The sequence below is a fragment of the Snodgrassella sp. W8135 genome, from assembly GCF_016101225.1.
Classification (GTDB): domain Bacteria; phylum Pseudomonadota; class Gammaproteobacteria; order Burkholderiales; family Neisseriaceae; genus Snodgrassella; species Snodgrassella alvi.
This window is the reverse complement of sequence record NZ_JACFQX010000001.1, coordinates 73,489-86,012: the sequence shown is the minus strand read 5'-3', so window position 1 is coordinate 86,012 and position 12,524 is coordinate 73,489. Positions and strand designations below refer to the sequence as shown.

At 45.6% G+C, this 12,524-nt stretch carries 11 protein-coding genes; 8 read left to right on the top strand and 3 right to left on the bottom strand.

Annotation, left to right across the window (positions count from 1 at the left end):
• Positions 1 to 83: 83 nt before the first annotated feature.
• Entirely contained in the window at positions 84 to 1,091 is a 1,008-nt protein-coding gene (locus tag H3T75_RS00340) for a thiamine ABC transporter substrate binding subunit (protein WP_198210737.1), read from the bottom strand.
• A 97-nt stretch (positions 1,092 to 1,188) separates the two neighbouring features.
• On the opposite strand from H3T75_RS00340, the gene H3T75_RS00335 reads away from it, so the two are divergent.
• The 6 genes from H3T75_RS00335 (at position 1,189) to H3T75_RS00310 (ending at position 6,933) form a co-directional block, all read left to right on the top strand.
• A complete protein-coding gene (locus H3T75_RS00335; protein WP_078474994.1) occupies positions 1,189 to 1,833 on the top strand; it encodes a pyrimidine 5'-nucleotidase in 645 nt (214 codons plus the stop codon).
• Positions 1,834 to 1,905: 72 nt separating this feature from the next.
• Positions 1,906 to 2,175, top strand: a complete 270-nt coding sequence (locus H3T75_RS00330; protein ID WP_025331518.1) for a hypothetical protein — start codon at positions 1,906 to 1,908, stop codon at positions 2,173 to 2,175.
• Between the two features lie 81 nt (positions 2,176 to 2,256).
• Complete coding sequence (gene glmU, locus H3T75_RS00325) at positions 2,257 to 3,627, top strand: bifunctional UDP-N-acetylglucosamine diphosphorylase/glucosamine-1-phosphate N-acetyltransferase GlmU (protein ID WP_198210736.1); 1,371 nt, start codon at positions 2,257 to 2,259, stop codon at positions 3,625 to 3,627.
• A 325-nt stretch (positions 3,628 to 3,952) separates the two neighbouring features.
• On the top strand, positions 3,953 to 4,195 hold the full coding sequence (locus H3T75_RS00320; RefSeq protein ID WP_051506485.1) for a FeoA family protein: 243 nt from the start codon (positions 3,953 to 3,955) through the stop codon (positions 4,193 to 4,195).
• A complete protein-coding gene (gene feoB / locus H3T75_RS00315) occupies positions 4,192 to 6,516 on the top strand; it encodes a Fe(2+) transporter permease subunit FeoB (RefSeq protein WP_198210735.1) in 2,325 nt (774 codons plus the stop codon). The genes H3T75_RS00320 and feoB overlap by 4 nt, the downstream gene beginning before the upstream one ends.
• A 57-nt stretch (positions 6,517 to 6,573) precedes the next feature.
• Entirely contained in the window at positions 6,574 to 6,933 is a 360-nt protein-coding gene (locus H3T75_RS00310) for a FeoC-like transcriptional regulator (RefSeq protein WP_084564873.1), read from the top strand.
• A gap of 173 nt (positions 6,934 to 7,106) precedes the next feature.
• Here H3T75_RS00310 and H3T75_RS00305 read toward each other — a convergent pair whose 3' ends face one another.
• Positions 7,107 to 7,277: a hypothetical protein gene (locus H3T75_RS00305; RefSeq protein ID WP_172397542.1), complete on the bottom strand. Its 171-nt coding sequence runs from the start codon at positions 7,275 to 7,277 to the stop codon at positions 7,107 to 7,109.
• A 92-nt stretch (positions 7,278 to 7,369) separates the two neighbouring features.
• Between H3T75_RS00305 and glmS the strand changes: the two genes are divergently transcribed.
• Both glmS and H3T75_RS00295 read left to right on the top strand, forming a co-directional pair.
• Positions 7,370 to 9,211 carry a glutamine--fructose-6-phosphate transaminase (isomerizing) gene (gene glmS, locus H3T75_RS00300; protein WP_084550106.1) on the top strand — a complete coding sequence of 614 codons (1,842 nt, stop codon included), beginning with the start codon at positions 7,370 to 7,372 and terminating at the stop codon, positions 9,209 to 9,211.
• Between the two features lie 425 nt (positions 9,212 to 9,636).
• Positions 9,637 to 11,142, top strand: a complete 1,506-nt coding sequence (locus H3T75_RS00295; protein WP_198210734.1) for a glucosyltransferase domain-containing protein — start codon at positions 9,637 to 9,639, stop codon at positions 11,140 to 11,142.
• Between the two features lie 54 nt (positions 11,143 to 11,196).
• Here the strand turns inward: H3T75_RS00295 and H3T75_RS00290 are convergent, their stop codons facing one another.
• Positions 11,197 to 12,279, bottom strand: coding sequence for an ADP-ribosylglycohydrolase family protein (locus tag H3T75_RS00290; protein ID WP_198210733.1), 1,083 nt, complete (start codon positions 12,277 to 12,279; stop codon positions 11,197 to 11,199).
• Positions 12,280 to 12,524: the final 245 nt, after the last annotated feature.

Below are 12,524 nucleotides of genomic sequence, written 5' to 3'. Positions count from 1 at the left end.
AAACAGGGCATATCCATGCCCTGTTTTTATTTTTTACTCCGGCCGCAATAAACAGCCGCATGGCGACAGTACAGGTTATCTGTTCAGCGCTGCACTACCTTTACCCATTGTTTAACCCAGCTTTGCTGCTTAGCTGCCATATCAGCCATACTTGGCTGCGTTACTGTAGTCGGAATTTTTACATGAGCATATACCGGTGGCAAAGACACACCTTTTACAGCCGGATAAACCCACATGGATGTCGGAATGGCATTCTGTACCTGATTGCTTTGCAGATATTGCACCAGTTTAGCGGCCAGTGCAGGCTGACTGGCATGATTCAGTACCGCAGCACCTTCTATATGACGGAACACTGCCCCTTTAAAGCGTAAATCGGCAGTTGGCGGTGTTTTGTATTTACCCTTACCATAATAAACTTCTGCTATCGGACTGGAAGCATAGCTTACCACCATCGGCCGGCTGCCTCCGTTCAAGGTAAATTCAGTGTAATAGGCCTCACTCCAGCCTTTAGTCACTTTTACACCATTCTGGCGCATTTTAGCCCACCATTGCCAGGTGCCCTGCTCTCCTAAGCCGCCAATATTCGCCAGCAGAAAACCCAGTCCCACACTGGAAGTGGCCGGGCTGGGCACGACGAGTAAATCGCGGTAAGCCGGGCTTGTCAGTTCTTCCAGCGAGCGCGGCACAGCTTTGCCATGTTTCTGAAACCATGCCTTATCATAATTAATCGTAATATAGCCGTAATCCACTGCCAGAGCCTGCGGCAGAGAAACATTAACCGGACGGCCGGACGGCTGCGCCTGAGCAAACAGTTTAAACTGCTGAGCCTTGGCAATATTACTGTTATCCAGACCATATACTGCATCAGCAATTGGTTTAGCACGAGTTAAAATCAGCTTGTTGAGCATTTCATTTCCGCTACCGACTTTAATCACAGTCAGTTTCACATTATTATCATGCTCAAACTGAGCCAGAACATTTTTAGGTAAAGCAAATGAATCATGTACAGCCAGACGTACCTCTGTCTGTGCCTGTGCAACCATACTGAATAACAGACACAGCACTCCGATTAACCACTTACCTGCTTTCATTCCGGTCTCCTGCCATTAAAATCATTAGGTATTCTTCATATACAATCATACCCGTTTTAGACGTTTATAGTAAAAATCTGACGCCATCTTACAAATCATGACAACTCATTACTGGCTATTTGACCTCGACAATACCCTGCATCAGGCTGATGCAGGCATATTCGGTATTATCAATCAGCACATGACAGCCTATATAGCCACCACCCTGAATATCGACGATATTGCCGCTTCCCGGCTGCGTCAGCAGTACTGGCAGGATTATGGCGCCACACTGGCCGGACTGCAAAAACACCATCCGGAAATCAATCTTCAGGAATTTCTGCTGGCGTGTCATCCGCTGGAACAAATTTTGCCTCTGTTGCAGCCTATGCCGCAAATACAGCATACTCTGACCCATTTGCCCGGCTATAAAGTCGTTTTTTCCAATGGTCCCAGCCATTATGTACAGGCACTGATCAATACCATGCAAATTGAATCTCATTTCCATGCCCTGTTTGGTACTGATAATGTACAAATGCTTTACAAACCTCATCCGCATGCTTACCACAGCCTGTGCCTACAGCTGCATATCCGCCCTGAGCAATGCATTATGGTAGACGATAGCCTGTCCAATCTGAAAACAGCACATACACTGGGCATGCGAACAGTATGGTTCGGAACACACAGTCATCCGGCTGCCGGAATCGATGCTGCTGTACCGGATATGCACAGTCTGCTACAGATTGCCCCGTCTCTGTTATAAAGCAACTATACGCAGGCACACAAATTCTCTACAATATCCCTGTACAAACGACTAACCTCAAAGGACAACACCATGCGTGCCGGAATCTGTTTAATTTGCGGTCTACTGGCCATCAGTGGCTGCACATGGGAAACCTATCAGGATGCCAGCGGACAGACAAAACTGCGCCAGAAATATGAACCGGGTACACGTGTGGTTTATCAGGATGGCACTTACTCACATAATATGCGCTATAACAGCATGCGCCCCGAACCGCACGTGATGAAACCCACTGTAGGGGATGCAGACGAAAAATTACCGGCACACACACACTGGTCAGATTCAAACAGTAGTGCCGAATAATCCAGATACATCAGTACAGGGCTGCCGGAATCATGCCAGATAACCGACAGCCCGTTTTCACATCTTAATATATACAAATTTATGGCTAATTCACCCTTAAATATCGTCATCCTTGCAGCCGGCAAAGGTACCCGGATGTATTCACGCCTGCCCAAAGTTCTGCATGAAATCGGCGGCATCAGCATGCTGGAACGCGTTATTAACACCGCACAAAGTCTGCATCCGGACAATATCACCGTCGTTATTGGTCACGGCAAAGAGCTGGTACGGGAGCGAATTCAGGCAGACGTGTGCTGGGTGGAACAAGACCAGCAACTGGGTACCGGCCATGCAGTCAAAATGGCTCTGCCATATTTATCCGACAGCGGACGGACTCTGATTCTGTATGGTGATGTACCTCTTATCGATCAGCAAACACTGGAAGAATTACTCAGCACCGCCGGTAAAGACGTAGGATTACTGACCGACGTTCTCGATAATCCGTCCGGCTATGGCCGCATCATCCGTCAACATGGCAATGTTGTCGCCATTGTCGAAGAAAAAGATGCCAGCGCAGAAGAAAAAGCCATTTGCGAAACCAATACCGGTATCTTTGTACTGCCCAATTGTCAGCTGACCCAATGGCTCAATGCGTTGCAAAATAACAATAGTCAGCAAGAATACTACCTGACTGATGTCATTGCACTGGCCCGGCAGGACAATATTCCCGTTCATCCGCTGCAAGTGCGTGCATCATGGCTGGCAGCCGGCGTTAATAACAAACTGCAACTGGCACAGCTGGAGCGCATCCTGCAACAGCAGCAGGCTACGGCACTGCTTCAGGCTGGCGTAACCCTGCGTGACCCTGCCCGTTTCGACTTACGCGGACAGCTAACCCACGGACAAGACGTAATAATCGACATTAATGTCATTCTGGAAGGGAGTGTAGATCTCGGTGACAACGTTTCCATTGGTGCCAATTGTGTGATTAAAAACGCCACCATCGGCTCCGGTACCATCATTCACCCCAATTCCCATCTGGAAAACTGCAATATTGGCAGCGATGCCCGGGTTGGTCCGTTTGCACGCCTGCGACCGCAGGCACAGATTGGTGACGCAGTGCATATCGGTAATTTTGTCGAAGTTAAAAACAGCACCATTGGCTATGGCAGCAAAGCCAATCATCTTACCTATCTGGGCGATGCCACTATTGGCGAAAACAGCAACATTGGCGCCGGTACCATTACCTGTAATTATGACGGAGTTAACAAATACCGTACTACCATTGGTAATCATGTCCGCATCGGTTCCGGCAATATGCTTATTGCGCCCATCACCATAGGTGACCGTGCCACTACCGGTGCCGGCAGTACTCTGAGCAGGAACTGTCCGCCAGACAAACTGACACTGTCACGCAGTCGCCAGACAACTTTGTCAGAATGGCAGCGACCAGAAAAAAACAACGAGAAATAATCTCTTTATCAGCCCGCCAGTGCTATTCTGCCTGCCGGGCTGATTATCTTATTCACTAATCTTTCCTGCCTTTACATCTGTTTCACCAAACCCGCCATACTTTAATCAAAAGCATTACATATCTGCGTTTAAAAAATACACAAACTAATTATAATTCGCAAAATAATCACTTTATTCACTATATTCTTCACAAAAGAACTAAACAAAGCATTTTCTCTTAGCCATTCATACAAGCAAATTAACAGGCAAAAGTAATATCATGTACAATAAAAATGATTCCCAATAATAACAAAGACACCTTACCTACTACTGAAGGTCAACCGCAGTGCCAATACTTACTCTTGATCAACTACCGTTTGGTCAGCCGGCAGTTATAACCCGACTGTTGCCCGAATCTCTGCCTTTCCGCCGGCGTCTGTTAGCCATGGGCATTACGCCCGGCAGCCACGTTACCGTAATCCGTACAGCACCATTAGGCGATCCACTGGAAATCAAAACCCGCGGATTTTACCTATGCCTGCGGCGCAGTGAAGCACAAGCCATCGGCGTAGTTGAGGCAACACAATGAAAATAGCATTAATCGGCAATCCCAATAGCGGCAAAAGTACGCTTTTCAATGCACTTACCGGTTCACGCCAGCAGGTAGGAAACTGGCCCGGGGTAACTGTAGAACGCAAAACCGGCAGTATCCAGATAAACCAGCAACAGGTAGAAATCATCGACCTGCCCGGTACCTATGCCATAGAAAATCTCGACATAGCTGCTTCTCAGGATGAAATGATTGCGCGTGAGTTTGTTCTCAATGAACCAGACAGCCTGATCATCAACATTATCGACGCCACTAATCTGCAACGCAGTCTGTACCTGACTTTCCAGTTGCTCGATCTCAAACGGCCGATGCTGGTCGTTCTCAACATGATCGATGCCTTGCATAACATAGGGGAAAATATCAACATCAGCACACTAAGCAAACAGCTTGGCTGTCCGGTTATCCCCATTTCCGCTGCACGAAAAACCGGAATACCGCAACTTAAACAGGCAATTGCACAGGCCATCACCACCCCTGTAGCAGCCCATCCCGAGCTGGATACTCTTGGTAGCAAACAAAGCACCATTATCCGCAACTATCTGGCTCAGCTTCCGGCCGATAGTGCCGTACACCAGCTCGACCAGTGGGCGCTGATCGAATTATTACTTAAACAGAACCCCGTTTCTCTTACTGAAACCGAAAAACATATCCTGCAACAATGCCGTGATGCCTTGTCTGACTGGTGTAACCATGAAATCGACGTTGCCCTTGCCAGCGCCCGTTATGACGCCATAGATAAGCTAAGCCGCTCTGCAATTGAAAAGCCGCGTGAAGCAAATCTGTCCTTATCCGATAAAATTGACCGTATTACCCTGGGCCGCTATACCGGCATCCCGTTTTTTCTGTTGGTCATGTACCTGATGTTTATGGTAGCGGTTAAATTCGGCTCTGTATTTATCGATTTCTTCGACATCCTCTTTGGCACCATATTTGTCGATGGCTTCTCCGCCCTGCTCACCAAACTCGGCTCTCCCGAGTGGCTGATTGCTATTCTGGCCAACGGAATCGGTAGTGGTATTCAAACAGTGGCCACATTCATTCCGGTTATTGCAGCCATGTTTCTGTGCCTGTCATTTCTCGAAGATTCCGGCTATCTGGCGCGTGCCGCAATGGTAGTCGATCGCGGCATGCGTGCCATTGGCCTGCCGGGCAAAGCCTTTGTTCCTATGCTGGTCGGCTTCGGCTGTGGTGTACCTGCCATTATGGGTACCCGCACACTGGACTGTGCCCGTGACCGTCTCATGTCTATCAGCATGATACCTTTTATGTCCTGTGGTGCCAGACTGCCGGTTTACACCCTGTTTGCTGTTTTGTTTTTTCCTGAAAACGCCTCAACCGTGGTTTTTATCCTTTATCTGCTCGGTATCGGTGTTGCCATTCTTACCGGTATTATTCTCAAACACACCCTGCTGCCCGGCGACATTACCCCTTTTATTATGGAAATGCCCGCTTATCGTTTGCCTACATTGCGCGGCATGCTTTACCTGACATGGTCACGTCTGAAAGGATTTATTTTCCGTGCCGGACAGGCCATCGTACTCATGGTAACCATTCTCAGCCTGCTTAACTCACTGGGTAGCGACGGCTCATTCGGCCACAATGACAGCAGCCAGTCTGTACTGTCGGTTTCCAGTCAGAAAATTACCCCGGTATTCACGCCTATGGGTATCAATGAACAAAACTGGCCGGCTACGGTAGGTATATTTACCGGTATCTTTGCCAAAGAAGCCGTCATTGCCACCCTCAACTCCCTGTACTCTATGAAAGCGGAAGAGGATGGCGGAGAAGAAACCTTTAATTTTCAGGCCAGTGTCATCAAAGCCCTGAACACCATACCAGCCAACTTAAACGAACTGGCCGGTTCCTTTCTCGATCCTCTGGGGTTTAGTGCGCTGAATCAGAGTGCTGACAGCGTACAGCAGGATATGGACATGACCGGACGCACAGTAACCAAACTGGAAACCTCCTTCGACAGTAGTGCCGCCGCAATGGCCTATCTCATATTCATCCTGCTATATACACCGTGTGCGGCTGCGCTAGGTACCATTTACCGCGAAGCCGGCGGACGCTGGATGCTGTTTGTAGCCGGCTGGACATTCTTTACCGGCTGGAGCTGTGCCACCATTTACTACCAGTACCACCAGCTTAGTCACAGTACCAGCGCCGCATACTGGATTGGCGGAGTAGCCTGTCTGTTTATTCTTGTTGTTTGCAGCATGAAATTTATCGGCAGCCGGCGTCAGACTTGCCAGATAACCATGAAAAACTGCCCGCACAGCAAAAGCAGCTGCTGTCACTGAGTAATCAGGCATTTTTACTAATTACCAAAACTTATTTACCTGAACAGATAGTGATATTTGCAAAATCATCACTATCTGTTTGCATTCAGTTATCCAGACAGCGGGAACAAACCATCAGCCAACCCAGATAAAGGACTACCGGATATGCTTATCACTGCCATTCGTGACTACCTTATCACTATCGGACAAGCCAGCCTGCAGGATTTATCCCGCCATTTTCAGGTACAGGAAAGTGCCATGGAGCAAATGCTTAATTTTTGGCTCAGAAAAGGGATCATCCGCCAGATAGGTCCTTACCAGCCTTCCTGTCAGCAAAGTAAATGCAGCGACTGCTTTATTTGTCCTGAAGGTGCCAGAAAAATTTATCAGGCCGTCACCGGCACGGACAGAACCATTCCGATTACCCGCTTAGCCTGAACCAGCAAAAATTTTAAATCTGACTTACCTGGATGCAGAACTGTCTTTTCAGGTGAAAACACATTAACAATTTGCCGGCATAAATCAATACCACCAACATATCCCTAAACCAGATACTTAATGATACTCACAGAACAAATGAATAAAATATCTGATATATAAAGATAATTTATCTACCCAACATCATCCTGAAAACCATTAGCATAAACATATCTGTCTGTTTGTACAGCAGGCTGTAAACAAAGTTTACTGTACAAATCCGCCGTTTCCATTACAATCTTCATTTCAAATAAAACTGAAACAGCATCATCAGGCAGACGATACACAAAAACTGGAATCAACACGGCATAACCCGCAAACCGCAATAGCCGCATTCCAGCCAGGTAAAAAAACCGTAATTGCATTGCAACCCATGCCTGTTGAAAAAGGATAAACCATGTGTGGCATAGTTGGCGCCATTCGCGCACAGAATAACGTAGTAGAATTTCTTACCAGCGGCTTGGAACGGCTGGAATACCGCGGATATGACTCTTCCGGCATTGCCGTATGGACACCGGACGGTATTGAGCGCGTACGCCGTGTCGGCCGCGTTAAATTTATGGAAGAAGCCGCTCAGGCTGCCGGACTCAAAGGCAGACTGGGTATTGGTCACACCCGCTGGGCAACACACGGTGGTGTTACCGAACCCAACGCCCATCCGCATATTTCTAACAATATGATTGCCATTGTTCATAATGGCATTATCGAAAACTTTGAAAGTGAGCGCAGCCGGCTACAGGCACTGGGTTACGAATTCACATCCCAAACCGATACAGAAGTCATCGCTCACAGCATCCATTACGAATACACCCACACCAGCACCGGCAACCTGTTTCAGGCGGTACAAACTGCCTGCAAACGTTTTCAGGGTGCCTATGCCATCGGCGTGATTGCCAGAGACAATCCCGATAAACTTGTGGCTGCGCGTATGGGCTGTCCGCTGTTAGTGGCACTGGGTGAAAATGAAAGCTTTATCGCTTCCGATGTTTCCGCCGTTATTGCTTATACCCGTCGTGTTGTCTTCCTCGAAGATGGCGACCTTGTTCAGCTATCCACACAAGGCATTGATATTCTGCTCGACAAACACAATCAGCCGGCAGAACGTGAAATCAAAATGTCTGAACTGTCCTTAGCTTCGCTCGAACTGGGGTTGTACAGCCATTTCATGCAAAAAGAAATTCACGAACAGCCCAAAGCCATCACCGACACCGCCGAAGTATTTCTGGTAGGCGGCTTTGAGCCGGAAAACTTTGGCGCCAGTGCTGCCGGCATCTTTAAGCGAATCCGTAACATTAAAATTCTTGCCTGCGGTACCTCCTACTACTCCGCACTCACTGCACGTTACTGGCTGGAAGCCATTGCGCAAATACCGACAGACGTCGAAATTGCCAGTGAATACCGCTACCGCAAAGTTATTGCCGATCCGGAACAGCTGGTCATCACGATTTCTCAGTCCGGTGAAACACTTGATACCATGGAAGCACTTAAATATGCCCAGTCACTGGGCATGCAGCACAGCCTTTCTATTTGCAATGTAATGGAATCGGCTCTGCCGCGCGAAAGTGAACTGGTACTGTATACCCGCGCCGGTGCCGAAATCGGTGTAGCCTCTACCAAAGCCTTTACGACTCAGCTTGTGGCATTGTTCGGACTGGCGGTAACACTGGGCAAAATGCGCGGACTGGTTACCCCTGAAGAAGAAGAGCAATATACCAATGAGCTGCGCCTGCTTCCCGGCAGCGTGCAGCATGTACTTAATCTCGAACCGCAAATTGCCGGCTGGGCAAATCAGTTTGCCGCTAAAAATAACGTACTGTTTCTAGGCCGCGGCATTCATTACCCCATCGCCCTTGAAGGCGCTCTGAAACTTAAAGAGATTACCTATATTCATGCCGAAGCTTATCCGGCCGGTGAGCTTAAGCACGGCCCGCTGGCACTGGTAGATCAGAATATGCCTGTAGTGGTGATTGCGCCTAATGACAGCCTGCTCGAGAAAGTCAAAGCCAATATGCAGGAAGTAGCCGCACGCGGCGGTGAGCTCTTTGTATTCACCGATCTGGACAGCGAATTCAGCGCCGATGAAGGCGTACACGTTATCCGTACCCCGCGCCATATGGGCGTACTTTCCCCGATTGTACACACCATACCGGTACAGCTACTGGCCTACCACACCGCACTGGCCCGCGGCACTGATGTAGATAAACCAAGAAATCTGGCGAAATCGGTGACTGTAGAATAAATAGCTTGTGAACGCTTTTTAATTCTTAAACGCCCTGTTGAAGAACAACAGGGCGTTTAATTTTCCTTAAATTAAAATATATTAAAATAAAACCTGAGCCACTTAATATCCTAATTAATCTGCATTTTCATTGAATAATCAGCGTTTTTATTACATATAATTATTTAAAATCTAATACCAGCTTTATTTATTATATTTTTAGCATAAAACCTCAAATCAACTTTATATTTTGTTTTTTACTTTAAAAATAGTTTTTATTAGCTTCAATCTGCTTATATAGAGTAACTGATTAAATCAAATTGAATTATAATTTCTCCATAGAAAAGAAAGCTCCGGTTTATTCAAGATTCTATGTCAGCGACAAATATTCCGGAGAAATATAGATTATTAAACAACAAGCTTTACCTTAATAAGGGTGACATTGAATGCAAATTTTTCAGCCAGACCAGAATAATAAAAACCAGATTGCCGTATTTTCTTTTTTGTCCGCATTGATTATCTATATTTTTATTTTCGGCTTTGAGCTTACTCATTTTTCTTTGTCTATAGATGAAGAATTCAATAACAACATTTTGCATACTGTCGCAATTGGCAGATGGGGACATGCCTTATTGAAAGCCAGTATTTATCCGGAACCTTTTATCCCCTTTTTCACTGAAATTCTGACGTTTATTTTATTGGCCGCTTCGTGCACGGTAATTGTCAAAATATTTTGTTTAAATCTGAATCAATCGCTTTTCTTTGTGGTTTTATATGCCTCATCTGTACAGTTTGCCTATCAGTTACAGTTTCTAAACCAGTGTGACACACTGGCCACAGCAATATTACTGTCATCTGTTGCCGTATACTTGATTGTCAGAAAAAATTCCTTTCTGCATACCGTAATTTTTCCGGCCTTTCTGATCTGTTATTCAATAGCTATTTATCAATCATTAATCTTTTTCCCATATTCATTGCTGATTGCATATTTATTAATCGATGAGGTCAGAGGTACAGAAAATACCCGGCATTTAAAAATGATAGCTGCATTATGTATTTCCTCAGTTATCGGATTAATACTGTATTTTGCACTGGGAAAATTAATTCTCACTTATTATCATCTGCAGACTGAATCTTATTTAAGCGATCTTGTTACCTGGTTTAATGAATCCCCCGGACAAAGCTTACACAAGATTAGACGTTCTATAGAGCGTTATTTCACTTTAAAAGCTCCATATGGATTAAATACTTTTTTAATTGCGTTTGTATTTTTAATTTTGCCACTCCTACATCCGTTAAAAAGAAAAGCCAGATATGGGTTTTATGTACTTTTAAGTATTCTGACTTTATTCTGTATGAATATTATTGTCGGCAAAGGCTTACCGCCCAGAACGATGACCAGTTTTGCCGTATTCTTTGCCTCTGCAGGATTGATTGGTTTTATTATTATTCGAAAAAATAAATATTTATGGGCGGTGGCCGCTTTTTCATTTTTATATGGTATGGCCTGTTCCAGTAACCTATTTTATACAGACTATATTGCCTACAATAAAGATTATCGGCTGGCTTCATTTATTGCCAGTGATATCGCCAAAGAAATAAAAGTATCTCCGGATGCCCCTGTCAAAGTATATTTCTTTGGTGCGATGGATATTAAACGCGTAAACAGACCAAATAATTCAGATATGTTTGGTGCTTCATTTCTTAACTGGGATAGTGGTAATTCCGGAAGAATATCTGCATTTATGAATAAAGCCGAAATTGCCACTATCATTCCCGCATCCTATGATGATATTAAATCTGATTTAAATACCGTTTATGCCGCACCTGTGTGGCCACAGAAAGGCAGTATTTTCCGGATAAAAGATGTGGTAGTAGTAAAACTCGGACAAAACGTAGGTTATTGCCCGAACGGCGTTAAGGAAAACACCATACCGAAACAGTGTTTATAAAATCATCGGCCTGTTTTTATCTGTTTAATGGTTCAGCAATAAAGTATTTATTGCCTAATACGGCGGTAACATTCGTCTGAAACCATGCAACATGATTATGCAGAAAAAAAGTATATTTCTGCATAATAAGAAAACATATGGTGGCTGTTTCAGACTGATAATCTGTTTCGGATGATGTTTTCTGTCAGCGAGTGCCACCGAGAGTTTGCGCAGATAGTCCACACTCATTGGCCATTCTTTCACACCTTGCAGCCATTGTTCTGGAATACCTGCTTCGCCCGCATAAATACCGGCAAGAGCGCCGGCAATGGCTGCCGTGGTATCAGTATCCCCGCCCGCATGTATTAATGCACTGACGGTTTGTTCGTAATCACCATAATAGCGCAGCCATGCATAGATAACAGCAGGCACGGTATTGTTAATATAGCCAGTAATCCCTTTTTTTTCCAGTTTCAGCGCCAGCAGATAATCATGCAATTGAGCCTGCTGCTTAAGTTTCTGCTGAGCCAGTTGCAAGTGACTGATAAGCTGCTCTCCGCTTAGCGCAGGCATAATCTCAGCAAAGAAACTGTCAGCAGACACCTCAGACTGCTGCCGGCTGGCATAGCCGGCAGCCATGGCAATCACCCATGCGCCTTCTTCAGCACGCGGATCAGTATGAGTTATGATGGTAGCTGCATGAATGCATTCACGCATGATGTCTGGATTACCGGCAAAAAACCAGCCTATAACCGGTGCACGCATAGCCGCTCCGTTACCGGCAGAATTATTACCGCTTTTAGCCGGATTTATACCCAGACACAATTTCAGGCAGGCTTTTAAAGTAGCCATACCCAAACCGGCCGGCATGGTCAGAAACCATCGCCTCATGCCTCTGCCCAGCCGGCCACTAAAATCCTTCGGATTCAGCTTACAGCTCAGCAGACATTGTGCCACCATCGCTGCATGCTCAGTATCATCACTGCATAACCCTATTCTCCCCCATGGAGTGACAATCAGGCTGTGCTGAATTTTATCGCCAAACATACGTCTGGCTCGCTTAGGAGCAATACCCTCACGAGCCAGCCCTATTGCATCACCAACTGCGGTACCAATAAGCAATCCGGTAATCTGCCGGACAGACTGGGTTTGTTGCATAATTTATTTCCGGTGGATGAATAATAAATTTACAAATGTTAACTATACAGTATTTTCTTTATTAATTCCTGTTTTAACTGTTCAGATTATCAAATTTTTATTTATTTTCAGAATATTCAATAATAATCCTCAGCCATAAAGATAACCTGCTGCCAAAAATAATTTAGCCGGAAAATTTATTTTCAGATTTTCTGTGGCAACTATCAGATATTATTTTTTACATTGAAGATCTAACCTGATTTCAG

What these genes read in the sequence shown, in the direction of transcription:
- glmU (WP_198210736.1), top strand. Translation starts at nt 2,257, where the DNA reads ATGGCTAATTCACCCTTAAATATCGTCATCCTTGCAGCCGGCAAAGGT.
- H3T75_RS00340 (WP_198210737.1), bottom strand. Translation starts at nt 1,091, where the DNA reads ATGAAAGCAGGTAAGTGGTTAATCGGAGTGCTGTGTCTGTTATTCAGT.
- glmS (WP_084550106.1), top strand. Translation starts at nt 7,370, where the DNA reads ATGTGTGGCATAGTTGGCGCCATTCGCGCACAGAATAACGTAGTAGAA.
- H3T75_RS00330 (WP_025331518.1), top strand. Translation starts at nt 1,906, where the DNA reads ATGCGTGCCGGAATCTGTTTAATTTGCGGTCTACTGGCCATCAGTGGC.
- H3T75_RS00335 (WP_078474994.1), top strand. Translation starts at nt 1,189, where the DNA reads ATGACAACTCATTACTGGCTATTTGACCTCGACAATACCCTGCATCAG.
- feoB (WP_198210735.1), top strand. Translation starts at nt 4,192, where the DNA reads ATGAAAATAGCATTAATCGGCAATCCCAATAGCGGCAAAAGTACGCTT.
- H3T75_RS00290 (WP_198210733.1), bottom strand. Translation starts at nt 12,279, where the DNA reads ATGCAACAAACCCAGTCTGTCCGGCAGATTACCGGATTGCTTATTGGT.
- H3T75_RS00295 (WP_198210734.1), top strand. Translation starts at nt 9,637, where the DNA reads ATGCAAATTTTTCAGCCAGACCAGAATAATAAAAACCAGATTGCCGTA.